General features: G+C 48.3%; 31 protein-coding genes. All 31 read left to right on the forward strand.

The window, feature by feature from the left end; translation table 11 throughout:
- The first annotated feature begins 49 nt into the window (after window positions 1–49).
- The 31 genes from ACLIN2_RS05820 to ACLIN2_RS05970 are packed head-to-tail and all read left to right on the forward strand — an operon-like array spanning window position 50 to window position 22,072.
- Window positions 50–673 (forward strand): terminase, encoded by a 624-nt coding sequence (locus ACLIN2_RS05820; protein WP_411503469.1) that lies wholly within the window; start codon window positions 50–52, stop codon window positions 671–673.
- Entirely contained in the window at window positions 666–2,426 is a 1,761-nt protein-coding gene (locus ACLIN2_RS05825; RefSeq protein WP_411503470.1) for a terminase large subunit, read from the forward strand. Before ACLIN2_RS05820 ends, ACLIN2_RS05825 begins: the two co-directional genes overlap by 8 nt.
- 17 nt (window positions 2,427–2,443) lie before the next feature.
- Window positions 2,444–3,739 carry a phage portal protein gene (locus tag ACLIN2_RS05830; RefSeq protein ID WP_411503471.1) on the forward strand — a complete coding sequence of 432 codons (1,296 nt, stop codon included), beginning with the start codon at window positions 2,444–2,446 and terminating at the stop codon, window positions 3,737–3,739.
- The gene (locus tag ACLIN2_RS05835) at window positions 3,732–4,331 is read left to right on the forward strand and encodes an HK97 family phage prohead protease (RefSeq protein ID WP_411503472.1); all 600 of its coding nucleotides are present in this window, start codon (window positions 3,732–3,734) and stop codon (window positions 4,329–4,331) included. Before ACLIN2_RS05830 ends, ACLIN2_RS05835 begins: the two co-directional genes overlap by 8 nt.
- A gap of 45 nt (window positions 4,332–4,376) precedes the next feature.
- Window positions 4,377–5,588, forward strand: coding sequence for a phage major capsid protein (locus ACLIN2_RS05840; RefSeq protein WP_411503473.1), 1,212 nt, complete (start codon window positions 4,377–4,379; stop codon window positions 5,586–5,588).
- Between the two features lie 12 nt (window positions 5,589–5,600).
- A complete protein-coding gene (locus ACLIN2_RS05845) occupies window positions 5,601–5,918 on the forward strand; it encodes a head fiber protein (protein ID WP_411503474.1) in 318 nt (105 codons plus the stop codon).
- Window positions 5,919–5,930: 12 nt separating this feature from the next.
- The gene (locus ACLIN2_RS05850) at window positions 5,931–6,479 is read left to right on the forward strand and encodes a phage gp6-like head-tail connector protein (protein ID WP_411503475.1); all 549 of its coding nucleotides are present in this window, start codon (window positions 5,931–5,933) and stop codon (window positions 6,477–6,479) included.
- The gene (locus ACLIN2_RS05855) at window positions 6,479–6,958 is read left to right on the forward strand and encodes a hypothetical protein (protein ID WP_411503476.1); all 480 of its coding nucleotides are present in this window, start codon (window positions 6,479–6,481) and stop codon (window positions 6,956–6,958) included. Before ACLIN2_RS05850 ends, ACLIN2_RS05855 begins: the two co-directional genes overlap by 1 nt.
- Window positions 6,955–7,302, forward strand: a complete 348-nt coding sequence (locus ACLIN2_RS05860; protein ID WP_411503477.1) for a hypothetical protein — start codon at window positions 6,955–6,957, stop codon at window positions 7,300–7,302. Before ACLIN2_RS05855 ends, ACLIN2_RS05860 begins: the two co-directional genes overlap by 4 nt.
- Entirely contained in the window at window positions 7,289–7,780 is a 492-nt protein-coding gene (locus ACLIN2_RS05865; protein ID WP_411503478.1) for a phage neck terminator protein, read from the forward strand. Before ACLIN2_RS05860 ends, ACLIN2_RS05865 begins: the two co-directional genes overlap by 14 nt.
- On the forward strand, window positions 7,770–8,774 hold the full coding sequence (locus tag ACLIN2_RS05870; RefSeq protein WP_411503479.1) for a DUF3383 family protein: 1,005 nt from the start codon (window positions 7,770–7,772) through the stop codon (window positions 8,772–8,774). The genes ACLIN2_RS05865 and ACLIN2_RS05870 overlap by 11 nt, the downstream gene beginning before the upstream one ends.
- Window positions 8,775–8,787: 13 nt before the next feature.
- Window positions 8,788–9,183 (forward strand): phage structural protein, encoded by a 396-nt coding sequence (locus tag ACLIN2_RS05875; protein ID WP_411503480.1) that lies wholly within the window; start codon window positions 8,788–8,790, stop codon window positions 9,181–9,183.
- A gap of 27 nt (window positions 9,184–9,210) precedes the next feature.
- Complete coding sequence (locus ACLIN2_RS05880) at window positions 9,211–9,516, forward strand: hypothetical protein (RefSeq protein ID WP_411503481.1); 306 nt, start codon at window positions 9,211–9,213, stop codon at window positions 9,514–9,516.
- The gene (locus ACLIN2_RS05885; protein WP_411503482.1) at window positions 9,485–9,679 is read left to right on the forward strand and encodes a hypothetical protein; all 195 of its coding nucleotides are present in this window, start codon (window positions 9,485–9,487) and stop codon (window positions 9,677–9,679) included. Before ACLIN2_RS05880 ends, ACLIN2_RS05885 begins: the two co-directional genes overlap by 32 nt.
- Before the next feature lie 47 nt (window positions 9,680–9,726).
- The gene (locus ACLIN2_RS05890; protein WP_411503483.1) at window positions 9,727–11,595 is read left to right on the forward strand and encodes a phage tail tape measure protein; all 1,869 of its coding nucleotides are present in this window, start codon (window positions 9,727–9,729) and stop codon (window positions 11,593–11,595) included.
- Window positions 11,595–12,086 carry a phage baseplate protein gene (locus tag ACLIN2_RS05895; protein WP_411503484.1) on the forward strand — a complete coding sequence of 164 codons (492 nt, stop codon included), beginning with the start codon at window positions 11,595–11,597 and terminating at the stop codon, window positions 12,084–12,086. Before ACLIN2_RS05890 ends, ACLIN2_RS05895 begins: the two co-directional genes overlap by 1 nt.
- An 8-nt stretch (window positions 12,087–12,094) precedes the next feature.
- Window positions 12,095–12,418 carry a phage baseplate plug family protein gene (locus ACLIN2_RS05900; RefSeq protein WP_328203502.1) on the forward strand — a complete coding sequence of 108 codons (324 nt, stop codon included), beginning with the start codon at window positions 12,095–12,097 and terminating at the stop codon, window positions 12,416–12,418.
- A complete protein-coding gene (locus tag ACLIN2_RS05905; protein WP_411503485.1) occupies window positions 12,408–13,202 on the forward strand; it encodes a phage protein in 795 nt (264 codons plus the stop codon). Before ACLIN2_RS05900 ends, ACLIN2_RS05905 begins: the two co-directional genes overlap by 11 nt.
- The gene (locus ACLIN2_RS05910) at window positions 13,199–13,576 is read left to right on the forward strand and encodes a Gp138 family membrane-puncturing spike protein (protein ID WP_411503486.1); all 378 of its coding nucleotides are present in this window, start codon (window positions 13,199–13,201) and stop codon (window positions 13,574–13,576) included. Before ACLIN2_RS05905 ends, ACLIN2_RS05910 begins: the two co-directional genes overlap by 4 nt.
- Window positions 13,576–13,935: a DUF2634 domain-containing protein gene (locus ACLIN2_RS05915; protein ID WP_411503487.1), complete on the forward strand. Its 360-nt coding sequence runs from the start codon at window positions 13,576–13,578 to the stop codon at window positions 13,933–13,935. The genes ACLIN2_RS05910 and ACLIN2_RS05915 overlap by 1 nt, the downstream gene beginning before the upstream one ends.
- Window positions 13,928–15,109: a baseplate J/gp47 family protein gene (locus ACLIN2_RS05920; RefSeq protein WP_301171021.1), complete on the forward strand. Its 1,182-nt coding sequence runs from the start codon at window positions 13,928–13,930 to the stop codon at window positions 15,107–15,109. Before ACLIN2_RS05915 ends, ACLIN2_RS05920 begins: the two co-directional genes overlap by 8 nt.
- Complete coding sequence (locus ACLIN2_RS05925; RefSeq protein WP_411503488.1) at window positions 15,109–15,960, forward strand: hypothetical protein; 852 nt, start codon at window positions 15,109–15,111, stop codon at window positions 15,958–15,960. The genes ACLIN2_RS05920 and ACLIN2_RS05925 overlap by 1 nt, the downstream gene beginning before the upstream one ends.
- Window positions 15,961–16,017: 57 nt before the next feature.
- On the forward strand, window positions 16,018–16,401 hold the full coding sequence (locus ACLIN2_RS05930) for a hypothetical protein (protein WP_411503489.1): 384 nt from the start codon (window positions 16,018–16,020) through the stop codon (window positions 16,399–16,401).
- 12 nt (window positions 16,402–16,413) lie between these two features.
- Window positions 16,414–16,827 carry a hypothetical protein gene (locus ACLIN2_RS05935; protein ID WP_411503490.1) on the forward strand — a complete coding sequence of 138 codons (414 nt, stop codon included), beginning with the start codon at window positions 16,414–16,416 and terminating at the stop codon, window positions 16,825–16,827.
- Window positions 16,827–18,674: a hypothetical protein gene (locus tag ACLIN2_RS05940; protein ID WP_411503491.1), complete on the forward strand. Its 1,848-nt coding sequence runs from the start codon at window positions 16,827–16,829 to the stop codon at window positions 18,672–18,674. The genes ACLIN2_RS05935 and ACLIN2_RS05940 overlap by 1 nt, the downstream gene beginning before the upstream one ends.
- Window positions 18,675–18,689: 15 nt before the next feature.
- Window positions 18,690–19,241: a hypothetical protein gene (locus ACLIN2_RS05945; protein ID WP_411503492.1), complete on the forward strand. Its 552-nt coding sequence runs from the start codon at window positions 18,690–18,692 to the stop codon at window positions 19,239–19,241.
- Between the two features lie 16 nt (window positions 19,242–19,257).
- On the forward strand, window positions 19,258–19,872 hold the full coding sequence (locus ACLIN2_RS05950) for a hypothetical protein (protein ID WP_411503493.1): 615 nt from the start codon (window positions 19,258–19,260) through the stop codon (window positions 19,870–19,872).
- Between the two features lie 12 nt (window positions 19,873–19,884).
- Entirely contained in the window at window positions 19,885–20,403 is a 519-nt protein-coding gene (locus ACLIN2_RS05955) for a hypothetical protein (RefSeq protein WP_411503494.1), read from the forward strand.
- Window positions 20,404–20,449: 46 nt separating this feature from the next.
- The gene (locus tag ACLIN2_RS05960; protein ID WP_411503495.1) at window positions 20,450–20,911 is read left to right on the forward strand and encodes a phage holin family protein; all 462 of its coding nucleotides are present in this window, start codon (window positions 20,450–20,452) and stop codon (window positions 20,909–20,911) included.
- 1 nt (window position 20,912) lies between these two features.
- Window positions 20,913–21,773 carry an N-acetylmuramoyl-L-alanine amidase gene (locus ACLIN2_RS05965; protein WP_411503496.1) on the forward strand — a complete coding sequence of 287 codons (861 nt, stop codon included), beginning with the start codon at window positions 20,913–20,915 and terminating at the stop codon, window positions 21,771–21,773.
- Complete coding sequence (locus ACLIN2_RS05970; RefSeq protein WP_411503497.1) at window positions 21,770–22,072, forward strand: hypothetical protein; 303 nt, start codon at window positions 21,770–21,772, stop codon at window positions 22,070–22,072. The genes ACLIN2_RS05965 and ACLIN2_RS05970 overlap by 4 nt, the downstream gene beginning before the upstream one ends.
- Window positions 22,073–22,132 lie beyond the last annotated feature (60 nt).

Genomic DNA, 22,132 nt, shown 5'->3' on the forward strand with positions numbered 1-22,132 from the left:
GTAAAAATTCGTTTTATGAAATTTTCGGAGAATCTGGGAGGTGAACCCGATGGGACGGAATGCAAAGCCAACTTCTCTGCACCTCGCGGAGGGGAATCCGAACCGATTAACTAAAGCACAAATTCAGCATAGGCAAGAGAATGAAATCAAGCTAGGGAAAAGTGAGTTGGACAAGCTTAAACCCCCGGCATTCGTGAAAAATGATGTGGTCGCCTTTGCTCATTGGAAGCAATGTTTGAAGGAATACAAAGCGGCAGCTGCTGAAAATGTGGAGTTACTAACCAGCTCTGACGTTGGACTGTTAGCGATGTATTGTCGGACCTATTCTGAGTATGAAAAGTTGCTTAACCAGTATCAAAAAATCGAAAAAATTTCCATTGATGGGGAAGTTTTTGAGCGATATTTTGAGGCAATTTACGAAAAGGCAGAAGCGAACGATGAGGATGTGAAAGTGTTCGGTTTGAAGGCTCAAATGTATCTCTCTCAGCTGGCATCAGTAGAAGGGATACTGAAAGTAGAGACGGCAATCAATAAGAAAATGGACATGTTGATTAAAATGCAGGACCGTCTCTTCTTAAATCCGTTGTCGAAAGTCAAGAGTGTACCAAAGCAGAAGAAGGACGAGAAGCCAACCAGCAAATTTGGAAAGTTTGGAGCGGGTAGAAGTGGTTAGCGCACAGAGATACCCGTATAACACCGTTCAAGAGTGTGACAGGGTGACCGCTTACGCTCTTGCAGTCGTAAATGGTGAAATCCTAGCGGGACAGACGCAACGTCAAGCGTGTGAGAGACACCTGAACGATTTAAACAGGCAGGGCACCAAAGAGTTTCCCTACTTTTGGAACCCAGATAAGGCGCATGAGATCATCGAATTTGCTGAGTCACTCACGATTGCAGAAGGAGAGGAAGCACAACCACTTGAATTGTGGGGATTTCAAGACTTTATCTTCGGCAGCTGGAACGGTTGGGTAACAGAAGAAGGGTACAGGCGGTTTCGTACCTCATATGTCCAGGTAGCGAGGCAGAACGGGAAGTCATTAGGGAATGCAGTCCCTGCCTTATATTACGGGAATTTTGACGGATACAACTATCCTCAGGTGTACTGTACGGCCACCAAGGAGCTGCAGGCGCGTATCGTCTTAAAAGAATGTATCAAGTTCATTAATGCAGATGAGGAACTGAGTGGTACCAAGTACGATGCTGGGCTATTCGTTGTTAAGGAATATGCAGCAAAGATCGAATGTAAAGTAACGAACGGCGAGATTAGGGCGCTGGGCAGGGATACAAAATCGATAGACGGATTCAGGCCATACTTCGCCAGTGTGGACGAGTACCATCTGCACAAAGACAATCAGATGTACAAGCTGCTCGCTGACGGGACGAAGAAACTCAAACAGTGTCTTATTTCGGTCATCACGACAGCTGGTTTCGATATTAACGGCCCATGTTATGAGCTGTACGAATATTGCAAAATGGTGTTGTCTGGTGCTCACCAAGATGAGACGCAGTTTGTTTTCATTTGCGAACTGGATAAAGAGGACGACATTTGGGACGAGGAAAATTGGCCCAAGGCAAATCCTCTATGGACACCTGAGACACTGGTAAGCCTGCGTGCGGATGCGGTAAAGGCAAAGCAGATGCAAGGCGGGGAGTTGCGCAACTTCTTGACCAAATCACTGAATCGCTGGGTTATGTATGCAGACAACCAGTACATGAACATGGAACACTGGAAGGCTTGCGAATCCGATACAACGATTGAGGACATGACGGGGCGCGAGTGTTACCTCGCTTTTGACTTATCTTCCGGCGGCGACCTTACCTCTGGTGCTTTGGAATTTCCTCTGAATGAGGGTGCCTGCCAAAAATACTACATTCATTCACACAGTTTCATACCAGGCAAGCGTGTCGCGGAACATGTAAAAACAGATCATGCGCCATATGATATGTGGATCATGGAAGGGCTTCTGACACCAACGGAAACGCTGGGGGGAGTCAAAACGGATTATAAATATATCATTCGATACTATCGTGAATTGATAGCCAAATACAACTTGAAGCTCAAAGGCATCGCATATGACCCACATAATGCGGATGCCTTTTTGTCTGACCTGGAAGAGTTTGGTGTGGATTGCGTTGAGATAACGCAGAGCGCAAAGAGTCTCAATGATGCAACGGTGGATTTCAGGCTTGAAGTAGAAGCGGGGAACGTCATCTACGACAAGCGAAACAAATTGCTTACCTGGAGTATGGCAAATGCGAAGACGGTCAGCAATAGCTTTGGTGAAATCAAGATCGATAAGGACCCGACTGCAAAGACCAAACGGATCGACCCGGTAGACGCCGTAATCGATTGTCACAAACTGGTTATGTCGCATCGAACAGTAGACCTGAACAGCCACATCATGAGTGATGATTTTTCGTTCTAGGGAGGAGGTGAAGAAGCATGAGACGCAAAAGTTATTTCCGGCGATGGTGGCAACAGCGGTCTAGTGACCTATCAAATCTACTGAATCCCAAGCAATGGTTTTTGGACTTCCTGGGAGGAGGAGCTAAGACATCCAGCGGGATAAAGGTCACTAGTTCGTCGGCACTTCTAAACAGTAACGTGTATACCTGCGCTTCGATTCTTGGAGGAGACATTGGGAAGCTGCCTATTCAAGTTTTCAAGAAGCGTGGCGAGGGGCTGGAGAAGGATGTAAATCATCCGGTAGCAAAGCTGCTAGGAATACGCCCCAATCCCTATATGAGCGCCTACACCTTCAAGGAGTTACTGCAAGTGCATCTGGTAGCTTGGGGCAACGCCTACGCAAATATTGAATGGCATGAGAGTGGCCCATACAACGGACAACCGAAAGCTCTATGGCCTCTCGATCCATCCCAAACGGATGTGCACCTTGAACCGGCCACAGGCGATGTTTGGTACGTAACAGCACTCCCCAATGGAGAGCAAAGGAAAATACGTCCACCCGATATCCTGCATATCAAAGCGATCAGTAAGGGTGGCCTTAAAGGAATCACGCCGATTTCGGTTATCCGTGAGGAAATTGGTGTGCAGCAGGCACAGAAAAAGTTTCTCGGATCATTCTATGCGAATGGGACGACGACCAGAGGCATTTTAAAGGTTCCTGGAAGCTTGGACAAGCCAGCAAAGGACAAAGCACGAGATGAGTGGCAAAAAGTCAACTCTGGGCTAAGCAACGTACACCGTATCGCGATTTTAGATGCCGGGATGGAATACCAAAGTTTGGGAATGAACCTTGATGACGCTCAATTTATTGAGACGCATAAATTTGGCATCAGCGAGGTAGCGAAAATCTACAAGATTCCACCACACAAGCTAGGGCTGCTTGATAAGGCGACTTTCTCAAACATCGAACATCAGTCTTTGGAATATGTGAAAAACACCTTGCAACCGATAATCACCAACTGGGAGCAGGAACTGACCTATAAACTCTTCACGGAGCTAGAGAGGAAGAGGTATTACGTCAAGTTCAACCTAACAAGTGAATTACGCGGGGACAGTCTTAGTCGTGCTCAATGGCTCAAGACGATGGTTGAAATGGGAGCATATTCCCTGAACGATGTCCTGGAGCTTGATGAGCGGGACGGCCTTGGTGAGTTGGGAGACAAGCACTTCATAAGTTTGAACTTTGTAAGCCTGGATAAGATGGATCAGTACCAAATGCTGAAAGCTGGCCTTGGAAAAGAGGCACCGAAAGGGGGTGACAGTGGTGGATAAAAAGGAAGTTCGGTTTCTACCAGTTGAGAGTATTGAATTTCGTAGCTCAGGCGATGATGGATCAACAACAAATACCATTTCCGGGTACGTGGTTAAGTTTAATCAGCGTAGTCAGTTGATTTGGGGAGAGTTTTACGAAAAGGTAGCGAAAGGTGCTTTTGCTCGTAGCCTCTCCGAGAATGTGATCAAAGCACTTTGGAATCATCGAAGCGACTTTGTGTTAGGCTCTACCAAAAACCAAACCTTGCGTCTGTGGGAAGACAACGTTGGGCTGCGTTTCGAGTGTGATTTACCTAACAATACGTGGGGGCGCGATGCATCTGAATCGATCCAGCGTGGTGACGTGGACGGCGTAAGCTTTGGCTTTAGTGTCAGACAAGATGCATTCACGTATCTCAAGGAGGAGGATGTATACGAACGAACGCTGATCGATATTGATTTGCGAGAGGTATCACCTACCCCATTCCCGGCTTATCCAGACAGTGAAGTTTCCCAGCGGAGCATAGATCATATGGGGATCACAACAAAAGAACAGCGAAAACTCGAAAAAGAAAAGATATTACTTGAGATCGACTTACTCAGCTTGGGCTGATGACAGTCGATTTTTTATTGCCAAAATTTGAGGAGGAATCTATCCATGGACGAAAAAGAACGCGAGCTACGCCAACTACTGGCGGCAAAGTTAGAGGAAGCAAGAAGCCTTACTGCTGAAAATAAGCTGGAAGAAGCTCGTTCTGCTACTGATGCAGCTAAAAACCTGCGTAAACAAATTGATCTTCTGCAGGAGCTCCGGGAAGCTGACACGCCTGCAACTACGGTTCCTGCTGCCGCCCAAGAAGACGATCCTGGTCAAGAGGTCGATATGAAAAAAGAACATCGTAGCGCATTTGACAAGTACCTCAAACATGGCAAGGATGCAGAGTTGACTGACGATGAAAAACGCGCGTTCAAGCAAATGCAACAACAGGCGCGCTCGATGTCAGAAGGAGATAAGGCTGCAGGCGGTGTCCTCGTACCGGAGGACATTTCCAAAGAGATTATCAAGCAGAAGCAAACAAAACAATCCATTCGAAACTTGGTCGGTGTGAAGACAGTTGGCACTCTGTCTGGTAGTCGGGCAAAACGACGCGGCACTAACTTGCGAATGACGAATGTCGATGAAAAGCAGCCTATTGGCAAAGTAAATACACCGCAATACGAAGAAGTAAAGTACAAGGTCCACAAATATGCGGGCATCTTTGAAGCAACGAACGAGCTGATGGCCGACAGCGCGGTGGATATCACGGAAGAATTGCGCGATTGGTATACAGAAATTTCATTGAACACGGAAAACGACGAAGTATTCTACGGAATCGGTGGCGATGATTCTTGCGAAGGTATTTTTGTAACAGATAAATACCGCACGTTACCGTGCACAACGCTGGATATCAAGACCTTGCGGAAGCTGAAAAACATGGTCGATAAAGGCTATCGAAACGGTGCCAAATGGATCATGAATACCGCCGCAACCGAAGCACTGGCGGACATGAAATACGCTGATGGTAAGAGTGTCTTGGTTCCTGATCCAAGCAAAGCGGACGTGTTCACACTGTTCAGCTACCCGGTGGAAGTGTTTGATGAAATCAAAAACGAAGGTACTACCGAGCAAAAAACAAAAATTGCTTTTGGTAATTTCGAAGCTGGGTATTTCTTCTTTGATCGCAAGTCCCTGGAGGCAAAAACCACGGATGTTGGCGGAGATGCATTTGACAACGACACAACTCTGACGCGTGTTATTCAACGTTTTGACGGCAAGCCTGCGAACGAGGACGCTATTGTGATCCTGACAAATGTACCAGTGAACGGATAAGGAGAGATTGCCATGGGCCATCAAACCAAAAATTATATCACCGATAACGGGGATCGGAATGTAATCGGTGGGATTCTTGAAATTGTAGGCGAAGGTCAGATTTTAAAAAATGGGGTTCCAATTGAGTTTGGGGGAGGTCCAACAGATATTGCTGATGGGACCGTTACCCTTGCTAAACTTGGAGCGGATACATCCAAAGCTCTAAATGGAAAGCTGACTGCAAAAAAAGCAGCAGCGCAAGCGGACAGTACAGCCACCGACATAGAGGGTTTGGTGACAGACTTTAATCACCTGCTGGCGAAGCTACGTGCAGCGGGAATCATGGCATAGGGGGCGAGTAATATGCTTGCCTCTCTTGATCGCATGAAACGAGTCATGCAGATACCAGTGGAAGATACAAGTATGGATGAAACCTTGCTTTTGTTGATTGTTGCGGCCACTCAAGCCATCGAGCATCACTGCAAACGGACCTTCCGTAAGCAACGTTATACAGAAAGGATAAGCGGACATTCTTCCCCTTACCTGAACCTCAGAAATTATCCGATCCATCAAGTTGAGGAAGTTCGGACGGATCACCTTCTTGGAGATTATGAGGAGATCGGGGAGGGGAGGCTGTTTCGAGCAAAGGGCTGGCCCGTGGGGGAGCAGAATATTTTTGTTTCCTATGTAGGTGGTTATGTCCTGCCCGATGAAGCAACCGGGGCAGAGCCACGCACCTTACCAGAGAGCATCGAGCTTGCTTGCCTCCTGTATGTACAAATGCTAGGGCGTAATCCGGGTGCCAAATCGGAAAGGGTTGGAGACATTTCAGTCTCATATGAAGAAGACACCCAGTCATTACCTGCGCCAGTGGCAGCGCTGTTGACTCCTTACGTGGGTAGGTGGGTGTAGTGTCAAGAAGGACAAGGGCAAGGCGGGCCAACGTTACGGTATCCGAGATCAGCCGGATTCCGGAAATTCGAGCAAAGCTGGAAGAACTGGCAGAGAAAGAGGTACACATCGGGATGCAAGGCGATGCGGAGTTGGCTATGATCGCGGGTGTCCATGAGTACGGATCGGTCAAAATGAAAATTCCAGCACGTAGCTTTATTGGCGTCGGAAAGAAACGTGCGACTGCCCCTTTAAAGAAGCGAGTCAAAGCGGGAGTACAAGCCATTGCAGAGTCAGTGGAGACGGTTGGCGATTTGTTACGAGATATCGGTGAAATTGGCTTGGAACGAACACTCAAACGGTTTGATTCCATCCGTCAACCGCCACTTTCTCCGACCTATAAAGCCTTAAAGCCTGGTAGTAAGAAAATCTTGCTTCGGGACAAAGACCTGCGTGATTCACTCACGTACAAGGTTGTTCAAAAAGGAGGCACGACATGATTCAATTTCGGTTTGCCTCTTTACTGTCCCGATACCACAACTCGTATTATCTCATCGGGCCAGGCACAGGCAAATATAACGAGGTTGGCGTTTGGGTACCAGCAAAGCAAGAAAGGACGCTCTACCGGGGCCACATTCAGCCGGTGAGCGCAAGCATGCAGCAAAAAGAAGGCGGTAGGTATACAGAGGAGGACCGAACCTTGTACACCACGAGCAAGCATCGCGCAGGGGATCTGATCGAATACCAAGGAAAACAATATACCGTCCACGTCCCGGAGGAACGAGACTACAGCGATGTCAATAAATACATGCTAAAGAAGGTGGTCGCCCGTGGTACCGTTTAAAGCCATTAGGTCGGCAATCGTTCAGGAGTTAGCTGCTTTCCTCTCTGTACCAGTTATCGAAATGAATGGTGGAGGAGAAATGCCGGAGCAATCTTTTTTCACCTATGACTTTACTGACTTTGAGGATGCAAGCGGCTTTCCATGCGAATATCTGGAAGGCGATATACTCCGGCATGAAGGGACGGTTTCTTTTACCGTCTCTTTTTTGTCTTTCGCCGAAAATAAGGCAACTAGCGTTGAAAATGCGTTACTCGCACGGGATTGGTTGAAACGTGAAGGGCGGGATCTGCTGAAAGATCGAGTCAATGTGATCGTTTCAGAAATCGGAACCATAGAAAACCGCGACGTATTGCTCGCCGACGAGTGGGAACGACGGCAAGGATTTGAGGTGACATTCCGTACTTTAGATGTGACGGAACGTGAGTTTATCGCAATAGAAAGAGCGAACGTGAAGGGAGTGGAAGGATTTGGCGGTTAAAAGCGATGTTACAGTAACGATTGACATTCAGCGGCCTACACCAAAACTTGGTTTTGGCAAGACTTTGATCATTGGAACCAGCGATACAGGGGCTGATTACAAGACCTATTACGACCTGGAAGCCCTAAAATCAGACTTCGATGAGGACACAGAGGTCTATAAAGCGGCGTTCTCGCTGCTGAATCAGGGGGATAATTCTCCATCTGAGTTTGCTGTCATGCTACGGAAAACAGAAGGAGAGACATGGGCTGACTTTATGTCTAAGGTTTTCGCAAAAGACTGGTATTTCTTAATGGCAACTATCGGTCTTGTGGCGGATATTACAACCATTGCTGATGCCGTCGAACAGGACAACTCGCGGCAATATTTCGTTAGCACATCCAGCAAGGATGATCTTGCTACAATCAAGGCAAAAAAATATACCCGTACAACTGCTTTGTACCATACAACCACGGATAACTATCCAGAAGCGGCATGGCTAGGTGCAGCTGCGTCTACTGAACCAGGTGGCCTTACCTGGAAGTTCAAAACGTTGAAGGGTATCGAGTCGATGGATATCGACACCACGGAATTGAACGCTATTCACGCTCTTGGTGCAAACACCTATGTGACAAAAGCGGGAGACGACGTCACCAGCGAGGGAAAAACGGTTTCCGGGGAATACATCGACATTATCCACTCGCGTGATTACCTGGTGTTCAGCATTCAATACGCTATCCAAAAGCTACTGAATCGTTCCCCGAAAATCCGTTATGACAACACCGGCATTGCACAGCTTGAAGCTGAGGTGCGCACCATCCTGAAGCGAGCGGATCTGAACGGCATGATCGCTCGGGACGACGAAGGAATCGCGCAATTCAGCACTCAATTCAAGCCTCGCTCGCAGGTTGACCCAGCGGACCGTGAAAAACGCGAATACAACGATGGAACCTTTGAGTTTGAGCTGGGCGGTGCAATCCATGCAGCCAAAGTAAAAGGGACCATCATTCTGTAAGGAGGAATAAGGCATGTCAACTTCTACTTATGATCCGAAGGACGTCGCCGTCATCGTCGGGGGTACCTATCTGACTGGCTTCAGTGAAGATATGGTCGAGATCGAAAAGTCCGAGAACAACTTTGAGACAAAAGTCGGTGCGCAAGGCGATGTCGCCCGTACCAAAGTAAACAATCCTCTCGGCACCATCAAGGTGACGTTGCTTCCAAGCAGCCCACATGTTGCCTACTTGGACAACCTGGCCAACACAGGCCGTCTTGTTCCGGTTAGCGTCATCTACTCCGGCACTCCGAAAGAGACGACTACTGCAACAGAGGCTTATGTCAATAAGCCTGCTACCCGTACCTATGGAAATGAGGTAGCGGATCGGGAATACGAGATCCAGTGCCTTGATCTGGATATGAAGTAGGAAAAATACAAAAGGAGACGATAAATCATGAACGCATTCAAGCAGAAAAACTTCAGCACTAAATCCGGTGGGAAATATATCTTCCAACATCCAGGAGTGCGTACCGTATCCAAAATCAATGACAGCAGCAAAAATAAGTATGGTGTGGTAATGGAAGAGCGCCTTGCAGAAGAGATTCTGAAGCATGTCGTTGTAGATCCGAAAATGAAAATTGATGACTTCAACAACTACTCTGAATATAAAGAAGTGATTAACGCGGCATACGCGTTTATCTCTGGCCAAGACCAGGATGGTGACGAGGATGGCAATCAGCAAGAGGGAAGCGAAGGATAGAGCCAAGAAAAACTGGCGGTACTGGCGCTTGCTTCTATCGGACATGCATATCTCGTACTCCGATCTGGACAAGATGGATGACGATGATATTGCCGAAGCCAATGCAGCACTGGACATCCACATCAAGCAACAAGAAAATGCACAAAAGAAGAACGGAAAGTGAGCGTCCATGTTGGGCGCTCTTTTGTTGTTGGAAGGATGGTGAAGTAAGTGGGTGTCATCAGCAATTTGATGTTTGCAGTAGGTTTTCGAGTCTCTGATCGAGGTCTACAAGACGCTGATAACCAAGTTGATGACTTAAAAGCAAGCGTCATTGGCCTTGGCTTGGCGGCGTATACGGCACTAGCGGGCTTTGGCATTGCTGCCGTCCATGCAGCCTCGCAGTTCGAGCAAGCAATGTCTCAAGTAAAGATGGCAACCGATGCTACTGATGAGCAGATGATCGCTACGAGAGAAGTTGCAAAGGAATTATACAACCAGAACTTTGGAGAAGATTGGAGCGACCTTGGGAATGCCATTGCCGTTACCACTCAAATAACCCAGCAACAAGGGAAAGAATTAGAAAACACGACTCGTAATGCCCTGCTACTACGGGATTCGTTTGGTCATGATGTTACCGAGTCAGTGAAAACCGCTGATACAATGATGAAACAGTTTGGCATTACCAGCGAGAATTCATTCAGTCTGTTGGCCCAGGGACAACAAAAAGGTCTTGATAAGTCAGGCGAGTTACTGGACACCGCGAATGAATACGCAAACCAGTTTAAGTCGCTCGGCTTTACAGCGGACGAAATGTTTGACACGTTGGCTGCCGGATCACAAAACGGCGCATTCAACTTGGATAAAGTGGGTGATGCTGTCAAAGAGTTCAATATCCGGGCGAAAGATGGGTCGAAAACATCAATTGAAGCCTTTCAAATGCTCGGGTTAGATGCTGAAAAGATGATGCAAACCTTTGCTTCAGGCGGTCCGCAAGCAAAGCAAGCATTCACGCAGATCATGCAGATGATCTCTGCCATTGAAGATCCGGTCCAGCGAAATACAGTCGGTGTGGCTCTGATGGGAACTCAATTTGAGGACTTAGAAGCACCAGTCATTGCTGCTATGGGTACTGCCCAGAAACAATTTGATATGACCAAAGACACCATGGAGAAGCTGAATAAGGCAAAAATAGACTCGCCTGGGCAAGCACTTGCGTTACTAGGAAGGCAGATTGAGACGGGGCTGCTTATCCCATTGGGCCAGTTTTTATTGCCATTACTTTTGGCTGTGTCCCAGGGGGTCGGATTCTTTACACAGCATATCGATATTTTAGGACCAGCAATTGGCGGGATAGCTGCAGTCATAATAGGCGCAATGGTTCCAGCAATGTGGGCATCTGCTGTCGCTGGGTGGGCAATGATGGCTCCTTTCTTACCGATAATTGGCCTTGCCTTACTTGTCGGTGCAGCAATCGCTGGCGTTATCCTGATTTTTAAGAACTGGGGAACGATCGGCCCGTGGTTATCCCAGGTATGGACCGACTTTGTGAATTGGACAACGAATCTATTTAACAGCATCGTGCAGTTTTTCTCGGGGATTAACCTCTTTGATATTGGCAAAAACCTTATCCAAGGAATGATCAACGGGATAAGCTCGATGGCAACAGCTCTTATGGACAAGATCAAGAGCATTGGAGATGGAATCACTGACAAGATCAAAAGTATCCTTGGCATCCATTCTCCTTCGCGAGTCATGGCTGAAATCGGCTTCTTCACAGGTGAGGGATTGGCACAGGGGATTGAGGGTACGCAGGCTAGGGTATCGCAGGCATCTACGCAGCTGGCTGATGACGTTACTGCGCCACATGAGACTCCAGCCGCTAAGCTGGCACCTGCATCTGTTTCCGCAGCACCAGGATCAGCATCTGCTGGTGGAACAATGCGAATGGAGATCGCTCTATCCCTTCACGTTACAGGGGACGCTGATGTCAAACAAGTGGGTGCATCGGTAGCTGAGAAGCTGAAACCAACGTTGCAAGAGATTATCGAGAGCGCCGCGCGCAGGCTGGGCGTCTCATTGGTGGTGGATGAGGCGTAATGGCAACGATAAACGGCATATACGTACTTGCGGAAAGCGAAGATCCTCGATATGAGGTGGATGCAACGGATCAGCCGGTTGAGGAAGGTGTCGATATCACAGATCACGTCCAGAGACGGCCAAACACACTGGACGTAAGCGGCTATATTGTCGGAGACGATGCTTCCCAGATCCGTGATAAATTAAAAGCGATCATGGGGAAAGGTGAAATCGCCACTTTCCAAGGAAGGAATCTATTCACCGGCCTCATCATCTCCTTGTCCACCAAGCACGATTATCGAGTATCAAACGGTTTTTCCTTCTCGCTTTCGCTCAAAGAGATCCAGATTGCAAAATCATCCTACGTGGAGACGCTACCCACTCCGATCAAAGCAGCAGCTGCTCCTGTTATCAGCTCTGGCCGGAAGCAAAAGAAGCAGAAAAAGGGCAAGGAGAATGAGAAGGTGGAGAAAGTCAAATTCAAGGCAGGCACACCTTGGGCAGATGAGTAGGTGATGACATGGAATATGTGGAGATCGAAAAAGACCTGATACCGTATCGCTTTGAAATTTCTCTGAGCGATGCGGTTTTTACGTTTGAAGTCCATTACAACAGCGAGTATGACTTCTTTACGGTGGATTTAGAACGAGAGGGAGAGATCTTGGTAACAGGAAACAAACTCGTTTACGGCGTGCCTCTCTTCACCCATTGCGTGGATGACCGGGTGCCGCAGGAAGAAATCATCCCTTACGATGAATCCGGCATCCATCAAGAAGTGACCTGGGCGACGCTGGGGGAAACAGTCTTTTTGTATGTGTTTGAAGGTGATTCCGATGGCGAATAACTTCGGCAGGGTGGTCGAGGTGATGGTGAACAACATGTCCTTTTCCATGGATAAATACGGTATGGAGGGAACCATCCCTTTCGACAATGACCTGCTACCAAATGAAAGCCAAATCAAGCTCTGGAATCTATCAAAAGACACGATCAGCAGGATCAAGAGGAACGATACGCTGATGGTCAATGCTGGCTATCGCGGTGACGTCGGTGTCATCCTGCATGGATTTGTAGCCAAGGTGCTCACCAAGCAGGAAGGCGTGGATGCCGTTACAAGTATCTATGTTTTGGACTCTCAAGACCTTTCCAGTCGAAAAGTGGAGGACATTGCTTATTCCGAAGGGACACTGGCGAGCTACATTTTGAAGCAAATGGCAGCTCAATTGGGCCTGCCGATCGCGCAGTTTGAGCTGAATCAGGATTATCGCTACGAAGAAGGCTACTCGGCCAGCGGAGAGGTGACTGATATCATTAGCAAAGTAGCTAAGGACTGCGGTACATCGGCTTTTATCAACAAAGGAAAGCTGTATATTCGCAACCTTCGGCGTGGAGCCGATGATGTTTTTGCACTTTCCTCTACAACCGGCCTTATCGGGTCACCTGAGTATTTTGAAGAGGAGAAGTTCAAAGGATACCGCGTTAAGTCGCAGTTGCAATACCGGATCACTACGGCTTCAGTCGTGGACTTGAAATGCAAAGACTTTGAGGGCCGCATCCATGTACGCAGTGGTACCCATACCTTCAGCCGTACAGGCGACTTTATGACAGAAGCGGAGGCGATTCTACCATGACAGCAGATCCGGCTGGGGACTTAGCCAAACTGATTGATGCGGTTGTCCGAAAACGACTTGCTGACATGAACGTTGCTTTCCCGTGCAGAGTGATTTCATGTGACGAAGGAAAAGGGACTGCGGTTGTTCAGCCTCTTTTCCAGATGACAGACAAATCACCTTCACCCATCCAAAATGTGCCGATCGCAAGCCACAAGTACAAGACTGACAGCGGGGAGATCAAAAAAATCAAGCATATCGTGGAGCCTGGAGACCTCGTGTATGTCGTATGTGCAGACCGACAAATGAGGGATGCGCTCACCGGGGCAGTCACCCAACCGAGCAGCCAACGTATCCACGACCGAAACGACGCTGTGATTGTGGGGGTGTTCTGATGCAGTCGCTGAAATTGGCTGACGGCGATCTGGCTTTTGATGAAAACGGCGAATTAATCATGATTGATGGCGCAGAAGAGGTAGCCCAATGCGCCGAACTAGCCCTTGGGACAAACCAGGGTGAATGGTTCCTAAATCCGAAAATGGGCATCATATTCCGTGCATTTTTGGATAAAAAACAATCGGAAGAGGAAATGCGCGAGCAGATCCGACAGGGGCTATTTCAAGAACCTCGCATCAAAACAGTAGAATCAATCGAATTTACAATCGATCTGAAGAACAGAACCATCGAAATTCGCTTTCAAGCAACAGCGGATACCGGTGAATCGATCGATGAGGCGGTGACGATCGATGCTTGATGAAAAAGGATTCAAGCGAAAGCGATTTGCTGAGATTTTCAGCGAGCTGGAAGCAAAGGCAAGGGAGGCTTTCGGGGAAAAGGTCAACACCTCCGAGCGGTCGCCGTTAGGCATTATCCTTCGACTTTTCGCATGGGGACTCAGCTTGCTGTGGCAGCAGCTGGAGAACGTCTACAACAGCGCCTATGTGGACACCGCATCCGGGAACACGTTGGGCTATGTTGGAAAGTACATTGGAATCAAAAAACGGTTAAAAGAGAAAGCGAAAGGTGTCATCACCGTCACAGGCGATCCAGGCAGGACTATCCCGAAAGGGCAACGTGTAAAAACCAAGAAAAACATCATGTTTGAAACACAGAAGGATGCGTTGATCGGCGCAGATGGTCATATTGATATCCCGATCGTAGCTGTCGTGGCTGGATCGTCCGGAAACGTACCAGCAGGAGAAATCACAGACCTAGTAAACCCACTGACCTTTCAGATTACCATCACGAATGCAGCGAAAACGGAAGGCGGCAGGGAGAACGAGACGGATACAGAGTTTCGGGACCGATATGATCGTTCTCTAGCTACTGGGGGCAGCAGCACTACCGAGAGCATCGAGGCCACGCTTTTGGCATTGACCGGCGTGTTGGATTGTACGGTTGATGAAAATACGACTTTGGCGACGGTGAACGGCATTCCTCCTAAATCTGTCGCTCCTTTGGTGCTCGGTGGCGACGATCAAGTGATTGCCACGGCGATTTTTAAGACAAAATCGGGCGGCGTCCGTTCCTTTGGCGACAACGAGGTGACCGTCGTCGATTCCAAGGGGAATGAGCATGTCATTGGTTTTTCCCGCCCTACCATCACCGACATATACGTAAGTGTGACATTGACGACGGACTCAGATTTCCCAACCAACGGATATGATCTGGTCCGGGCAGAGATCATCAAGTATATTGGCGGGGGAGACCAGGATGGAGCGGAATACAACGGCCTTGGCCTTGGTAAAAAAGGGGCTGGTCAAAAAGTCGTCTACACGAAAATTATCAGCGCCATTCAGCAAGTCCCTGGCATCACTGATATGGACCTTCGCATAGGTATAGATCCCGAAAATATGGGTACTTCCAACGTCATCACCCCGGCTAAAAGTGTTCCCAAAACAAGCTGGGAGAAAGTGACGGTGAGCTGATGGGTTTTCTCAGTGACACTCTAAAGCGGCTGACAAGCAACTATCAGAAGTCAACCAGCGGCAATATCGGGAAGCTATTCAGCATCGTTTCCCTTCAGGTGGAAGAAGTGCGTCGTACACTTGAGAAGATCGAGCAATATCGGGACATTGATTTGGCCGTTGGCGCGTCGCTCGATCGCATCGGTAGAAACGTAGGGCAGCCACGCGGCAGCAGCACAGACATCGATTACAGAAAACTGATCAAGACCAAGATCAAGGCCAACCTATCAGCTGGTGACATCGAGACGATCAACGAAGTGATGGAGGTGCTGATGGGGGAGGCTTTCCTCGGCGCGAGGGAGACTTGGTATTTATCCAGTTATGATTATGAACCTGCAGCCATTGCTCTACGCTTCAGTGGGCTTGAGGATCTGATCGAAAAAGAATACGAGGATTACGTTGACGACCCCATCTACCTGAACGGAGTATACTCTCTGGCTGGCGAAAGGTTACTCGATGGTGGATTCAAATATGATCCACGAGAAACGCTGGAAAAGCGGATCGAGACCATGCGTCAGATCAAGACTGTAGCTAAGCGTATTACTGCTGGCGGCGTACACGTCTATTGGGAAATACCAGAGCTGATAAGCAACCCCATCATCATCTCGCATCAAGTGCCGCAGCGGGTCAAGCAATCATTCAGCAACCCGATCACCGTTTCTCAAACGGTGACGAACGCCACGACTACTGCCGTGACGACTTTGAATCAGGGCCGGTTGGATGGCATTTACTTGCTGGATGGTTCAACGCTTTTGGATGGAAGGAAAGAATTCATTGTTCACCAGGTCGAAATCAGGGAGGTTACGGCATGAAAATAGAGCCAAAACATGAAGTTCAGATACGAGTCATTAAGAAGGGAGCTGGCAGCGATGGTTCAATACGTTGTAACCACCAAAAAGGCTAGAGAAAAGTTTGCGAGGGCGCATGCTGGCGAAATCACGTTGCCACGGATCACGCAAATCGGATTTGGTAACGGGGGACACGATCTAGCAGGGAATCCAACGAATCCAGATGACACTGTAAATCAAGTCTCTGGCGAATTTCTGAAAAAGAACATCGACAGCACTTTTCATCCGATCCCTACTACCCTCCGGCTAGTGGGGATTTTAGATTTTCCCGAAGGCAATGGGCAGAACGTCTCTGCATGCGGATTGTACGATTCTGATGGCGATCTTGTTGCACTCAAGCACTTCAAACCGAAACCGAAGGATGACGAGACGCGGCTTGAAATCGACTGGGATGAACAGTTTTAGGGGGTGTAAATAGTGGCAAATCAACCAATTCATGAGCCAAAGGATTTTAGTACCGATCTGCGAAAGTTGGAAATCACTGATCCGGCACATGCAAATGTTTTTAACCCGTTGTTTGAGAGGTTAATCAACAATGATGCACTGCTGCGCGAGCAAAGTGCTCGTAACGCAGAAAAGCTATCTAATTACAAAAAGACGAAAAGCAACAAGGATGCAAATGGTGTATTCACCATCGTTGAGTATCGCCGCGTTGCTGATAACACGCTCTATATGAAGTCCACTCTATCAAACCCAGACGCAAACGGTAATTACCAGACGGACACCAGGGCGTACTACAAAGCGGATGGCATCACATCGGATTACACAGTCACAGTTACCATTGTCTACGATGCAGACGGTGACGTAGTGAGCGAGGTGCCAAGCGCATGATGAGTGAAATTTTACAGGACCATGGATTGGGAAAAGGACTTAACGGCGCAGACAAAAAAGCTTTGATCGATATCGTCAATGCTGCGGATATAAACGCCAGCGACGTAAAAACTGCAGTGGCGATTGCAATTAAAGCGAAAGACGATCGGTTGAAACTGACTCCGGAAAGCAGCTGGGGAGAGATTCAGCTCGCGCTTGCGGACTTCGGGATCGATTATAACAAGGTTGCGACAGGGACATTCACTACAGCAGCCTCACCCGGAACATATCCCGTCCCTAATGTCCCGTTTAATCCGCTGATCTTCATCTGCTCACTAAATGACAGTAACTACTTGATCTGGTCTAAAAATGGGACGTTACCAAATATCTGTAGGTCGAGTGGGGCAGTTTCTACCATACAAGGACTAACATATTCAAATGGCACGTTGACTATTTCAACATCTGGAACCGTGTGGTCCAGCGGATTGAATATGAAGTGGTTCGCGCTCGGACTCGGCGATCTCCCCGATCTTCCCGACATTTACAACAAAGTTGCAAGCGGTAAAACAAATGCTGTAATGTCAGCTCTTCCGTTTGCGAAATCGGATGATACGACTAAAAACAGCTACTACATCAAGGTTGAGGGTCTGGAATTTAAACCGGAGCGTATTGTCGTAACGCAACCGTCATTCGATCCTTTTTTCTTTCTAGTATACGACGCATCACTTGCAGACGGAGCGCAAATCAAATTGTCGTACGGCGGTATCAACACCCCGGTGAATTTTAAAACGACAGGAAACGCATATGTAGCAGATACAGGATTCCAGCTGCCAATCTGGGACGAATCGAACGCAAACTCCGGGGCCTATGAATGGTTCGCATACGGAAAAGGCGAAACTCCGAATCTGTTTAATAAAGTGAAAAAGGGACGCGCTACAGGCGCGAATGGATCGATCACTGTTACAGGTCTAGGATTTAGACCAATCTCAATTCTAGCAAAAGACGTTACGCAGGGGACTAGCGCAAGTCTGTACTTTATGGCTTATTCCGCAAAAACCGGATTTTCGACTACAGCAGCAACAGATCTAGCGGCGAGAGTAGGGACCGGACCCCTAGGATTGATTGAGACGATTACCGACGATGGATTTACTATCGGGATCGGTGGATCGAACGGAGACGTTTTCGAGTGGATCGCATACGGCGAGGGAGAGCTTCCTGATCCTCCTCCAGACTCCTACAACAGAGTTGCGAGTGGAACTATCTCTGCGAATATCCCAGCGGGCGGAACTGCGACTGTCTCAGGCATCGGATTCGTGCCGAAATACATCATGCTACATGCGCAGGGAGATGACGTTGTATCAGTCTCGGGGGATTATCCGCAGGCAGGAACTGCAGCAGGTGGATGGAGGTCATCTAGTTCTATCTCAAACGGGCCAAGAGTAATGACAAAGCCAACCGACGATAGTTTTGTTATTACGAATAGTAATGGGTCGATTGCGCTGACTGCGCCTATCGTCTGGACAGCATACGGAGTCGGAGCAAATCCTGATCCAGTCGGATATAAGATGTTCAAATCGGGGGCGGTAACAACCGACTTAAATGGCGTCGGCGTAGTAACGGGACTAGGATTTAATCCTCGCGCCATCATCGTTCGTATCTCGGAAGGCACGGAGGTTCGTCAAAAAACGTATCATCGGGACATGATCCCATCCGGAGGGACGCAAGCAAATGTAGATAGTCTCCATTCTGTTACATTGAGATCGACAGGAGCAGGAGTCGCGAGTCAACCGTTCACGATAACAAGTGACGGATTTTCATGTAACACAGGTATCGGAAGTAAGATCATGTCCTATGAAGCTTACGAATAGAAAGGAGGTCAACATATGGCACAATTACCAAACAGCGCTAACGTCAAGGACGTGATCCGTGAGCTGCAGACGATGGAGGCCATTAACCAAAAGGCTGACCTCGTTTCTGTCGTCGGTGCGCCGGCCACGTCGAGTGATTCGGTCGCGCAAGTGATCACGAAACTGGTCGCGGCCAAGACGTCCCTAGCGGCGAATTTGACAGCAAAGGGACAGAGCGCAGCAGCTGCGGAGAGCGTACAGTCTCTCGCGGATAAAGTCGGGGCGTATAACGGGAGAAGGTGGGCAAAAGGCAGAACGGCTGCAAATAGTAATAAGCTATCTGTTCGCGGACTTTCCTTCAGACCACGGTACGTAATTGCTTCCCTCTATTTTGGATCAAGCGACTCAAATTATTATGTTAGCGCTTGGTTCGATTTATCCGAGATGGGACACAATACTTTGGCTGTTGGGAAAATTGGTTTGGGGAACCAAGTCATAGGAAGCACAGCTCATGCTATCTACGACGATGGTTTTGATTTATGGGTTTCTTCTACGCCGAATGATTATATCTGGATCGCATTTGAATAAAAAGGAGGATTCTATCATGAATCAAATCGGGCGAAAAATCTATTTCGATAAACTGACTGGCAACGTTTTGGTGGACACAGGTGAAAGAATGGGAGCGGTGGTCGAAACCACTCAAGAGCAGGACTTCCAAGCATATGCAGCTTTGGCTGAGCGTGTACCTTCGACCGTTGGATTTCTACAGCTTGAATACGGTCAAGATGCGGACAAGTTCAGTCAGTATCGGTACCGCGTTGATCCTGAAACATCGGCAATCATCTGGGACCTGACACCGCCAACCGCGCCACTTGAGGAAGTGAAGCAAGCGAAGATCGACTTCCTGAACACGGAATGCTTCAAAGCCATTTACGCAGGCTTTACATCTGCAACAACCAGTCATACCTTCAGATTTAACGAAGAAGACCAGGCAAATTTCAACCAGCAGAGTACACTTCTGCTTTTGAAACCGGAGATTCCAGAAGTACAGTGGCGAACAGAAGATGCCGGGATCGTCACACTCACACGCGAGCAGTTCATCGAGGTTGTTCTTGAAGCAGGCCAGCACAAACAGCAACAGATCGGTAAGTATTGGCTGTTAAAAGCAGAAGTGGAAGCAGCCGAAACAAAAGAAGAAGTCGACGCTATTATCTGGTAGGGGGTCGAGCGCATGGAACTAAAGCGCTTTGACCTTCTTTTTGTTCGGGGCCGGTCGCCACTTGCGCGCTTGATCGAGCATGTTACTGATTCGCCTTACAGTCATGTAGCGATCGTCCTGGATGAGGATCATATCGTCGAAACGGACTGGCGCTTCCCGTTGCGGAGAAGCCACAACAACTACCCGACTTGGCAGGTTGATGTTTACCGGTATTGTGGGGAATTTGAGGGCTGGCAAATTGAAGCGATGGATACGTTTTTCCAAGAGCATATCGGCACGCCATACGACTTCTGGCATACAATTACCAACGGTCTGTATTTGATGACAGGCCTGCCGATCCGTGATGCACCAAACCGAATGAACTGCAGTGAGACCGTAGACAGGATGTTTGCAGCAGCTGGTATTGATCTGTGCCCTGGTGTTGATGGGCAGGTGACACCAGCCAATTTAGCCAGGTCAAGCCTGCTACGCCTTCGATATCGAGGAGATTCACTTCTTCACAAAAAGACTGACAGTCAGCTCCGCGCCTAGCGGAGCTTTTTATTTATCCCGAGGGGGATGAGGAGGCAGATTAAACATGAAATTCTTACAAAGTCTTGAAAATCTCTGGACACCAGCGAATGCGTTCGCGGCCTCCATTGGAGTACTATTGGCACCACTCTTCCGATATCTTTACGGATCTGAGCGAGGCGACATTTTGACGGTAATGATCTTGTTCATTGCGGCAGACTGGGGAACAGGAATTGCAGCATCAAAGAAAGACGAGACATACTCATCTGATTACGGGCTAAGGCGAATTCCGCGAACGCTTTTCATCATCGCTTTTCCAGCGTTTGCTAATATGCTGGATCGGGTCATGGGTACGCCTGGCTTCCTTTTCTATGGAGTAACCTTTGGGCTGATCTATCACACCTGGAACAGCATGACCGCGAATGCCCATCGAGCTGGATGGTACGTCCCGAAGTCCGTAATCGATTTTGTCAGTTCAGAAATCAAAGCGAAGGCCGATCGATCCATGAAGCAGAAAGGGGAGAAATAGCGTGCAGATCATCGATATGCTCATCACCAACAAAACGGCTCGTCCTGGTACCCGGATCACTCCAAGGGGCCTTGTCATCCACTGGACAGCAAACGAGGGGAAGGGGGCAAACGCTGCAGCCAACCGGAATTACTTCAACAACCCAACCACAGAGGCAAGCGCCCATTACTGTGTAGACGACAAGCAGATTGTCCGGTGCCTTCCGGAAAACGAGATGGGCTACCATGTCGGCGCGAAATCGTACAAGCCTGACGCGCTCAATAGACTGAGCTCTTACCCGAACAACTGCACAATTGGAATTGAAATGTGCGTCAATTCGGACGGAGACTTTCAAAAGATGTACCAGAACACGCTCGAACTTGCGGCTGACATCTTGAAGCGATACGGCTGGGGCGTGGATAGCCTGTGGCGGCATTTCGATATTACCGGAAAAAACTGCCCGGCCTACTTTGTGGCTGACGACTTCGCACGGAAATACACCGGCTTGACAGCTGCTCAAGCATGGGAAAAGTTCAAAGACGATGTACAGCGTCTGCTTAATGTTAATCCACAGCCTGAGAATAAACCTGTGGAGAAGGTTTTCGTCATGATCAATGGCGTGCGTCTGCCAGCGCAAGGTTATCTCCAGGACAAGGTATCCCACTTGCCTGTTCGGGCCGTATCAGAAGCGCTCGGAGTCGCGCCAGTATATCATGCTGCTACCAAGCAAGTGACGGTCAATGGGCATGATCTGACGGAGACGATCGATGACGGTGTCTCGTATGCTCCTGCCCGGGAGATCGCAGCTGCACTCGACCTGCAGGTTGAATGGGATCAGACAACCAAAACAGTGAGGCTATCGAAAGGATGTGGTTGTAAATGATGGTTGATCAATTGATGATGTTCTTTCAGGAGTGGGGTGCTCTGATTGCTCTACTCCTTTTTGTTGCGCTGTTCATGCTTGCTGATTTACTCCCACGTTTGAAAAAATTTATGAAAGAGATCGACGCCCGATTCCCACAGGCATTAATATACCTGGAGCAAAAGCAACAGTACATGATTGATTGCTATGAACGTTTGCCAGCAAGGATCCGCGCCGGTTTTACTCTGATTGGTGGAAAACGCGCGTGGTCTTGGTTGGTGAAAGCTGGGTATGCCTATATTCGTAAAAATACGAATTAACGAGATACCAAAATGCCCTCCTTTGGATATGTTCTGAGGAGGGCATTTTTTTATTCTTTG

Source organism: Brevibacillus centrosporus (assembly GCF_046622605.1).
GTDB lineage: Bacteria > Bacillota > Bacilli > Brevibacillales > Brevibacillaceae > Brevibacillus > Brevibacillus centrosporus.

Bases quoted from the DNA above. Each gene is read 5' to 3' on its own strand.
- ACLIN2_RS05820 (WP_411503469.1), top strand. From the start codon at position 50: ATGGGACGGAATGCAAAGCCAACTTCTCTGCACCTCGCGGAGGGGAAT.
- ACLIN2_RS05830 (WP_411503471.1), top strand. From the start codon at position 2,444: ATGAGACGCAAAAGTTATTTCCGGCGATGGTGGCAACAGCGGTCTAGT.
- ACLIN2_RS05840 (WP_411503473.1), top strand. From the start codon at position 4,377: ATGGACGAAAAAGAACGCGAGCTACGCCAACTACTGGCGGCAAAGTTA.
- ACLIN2_RS05845 (WP_411503474.1), top strand. From the start codon at position 5,601: ATGGGCCATCAAACCAAAAATTATATCACCGATAACGGGGATCGGAAT.
- ACLIN2_RS05850 (WP_411503475.1), top strand. From the start codon at position 5,931: ATGCTTGCCTCTCTTGATCGCATGAAACGAGTCATGCAGATACCAGTG.
- ACLIN2_RS05860 (WP_411503477.1), top strand. From the start codon at position 6,955: ATGATTCAATTTCGGTTTGCCTCTTTACTGTCCCGATACCACAACTCG.
- ACLIN2_RS05875 (WP_411503480.1), top strand. From the start codon at position 8,788: ATGTCAACTTCTACTTATGATCCGAAGGACGTCGCCGTCATCGTCGGG.
- ACLIN2_RS05880 (WP_411503481.1), top strand. From the start codon at position 9,211: ATGAACGCATTCAAGCAGAAAAACTTCAGCACTAAATCCGGTGGGAAA.
- ACLIN2_RS05885 (WP_411503482.1), top strand. From the start codon at position 9,485: ATGGCAATCAGCAAGAGGGAAGCGAAGGATAGAGCCAAGAAAAACTGG.
- ACLIN2_RS05895 (WP_411503484.1), top strand. From the start codon at position 11,595: ATGGCAACGATAAACGGCATATACGTACTTGCGGAAAGCGAAGATCCT.
- ACLIN2_RS05900 (WP_328203502.1), top strand. From the start codon at position 12,095: ATGGAATATGTGGAGATCGAAAAAGACCTGATACCGTATCGCTTTGAA.
- ACLIN2_RS05905 (WP_411503485.1), top strand. From the start codon at position 12,408: ATGGCGAATAACTTCGGCAGGGTGGTCGAGGTGATGGTGAACAACATG.
- ACLIN2_RS05910 (WP_411503486.1), top strand. From the start codon at position 13,199: ATGACAGCAGATCCGGCTGGGGACTTAGCCAAACTGATTGATGCGGTT.
- ACLIN2_RS05915 (WP_411503487.1), top strand. From the start codon at position 13,576: ATGCAGTCGCTGAAATTGGCTGACGGCGATCTGGCTTTTGATGAAAAC.
- ACLIN2_RS05920 (WP_301171021.1), top strand. From the start codon at position 13,928: ATGCTTGATGAAAAAGGATTCAAGCGAAAGCGATTTGCTGAGATTTTC.
- ACLIN2_RS05925 (WP_411503488.1), top strand. From the start codon at position 15,109: ATGGGTTTTCTCAGTGACACTCTAAAGCGGCTGACAAGCAACTATCAG.
- ACLIN2_RS05930 (WP_411503489.1), top strand. From the start codon at position 16,018: ATGGTTCAATACGTTGTAACCACCAAAAAGGCTAGAGAAAAGTTTGCG.
- ACLIN2_RS05940 (WP_411503491.1), top strand. From the start codon at position 16,827: ATGAGTGAAATTTTACAGGACCATGGATTGGGAAAAGGACTTAACGGC.
- ACLIN2_RS05945 (WP_411503492.1), top strand. From the start codon at position 18,690: ATGGCACAATTACCAAACAGCGCTAACGTCAAGGACGTGATCCGTGAG.
- ACLIN2_RS05950 (WP_411503493.1), top strand. From the start codon at position 19,258: ATGAATCAAATCGGGCGAAAAATCTATTTCGATAAACTGACTGGCAAC.
- ACLIN2_RS05955 (WP_411503494.1), top strand. From the start codon at position 19,885: ATGGAACTAAAGCGCTTTGACCTTCTTTTTGTTCGGGGCCGGTCGCCA.
- ACLIN2_RS05960 (WP_411503495.1), top strand. From the start codon at position 20,450: ATGAAATTCTTACAAAGTCTTGAAAATCTCTGGACACCAGCGAATGCG.
- ACLIN2_RS05970 (WP_411503497.1), top strand. From the start codon at position 21,770: ATGATGGTTGATCAATTGATGATGTTCTTTCAGGAGTGGGGTGCTCTG.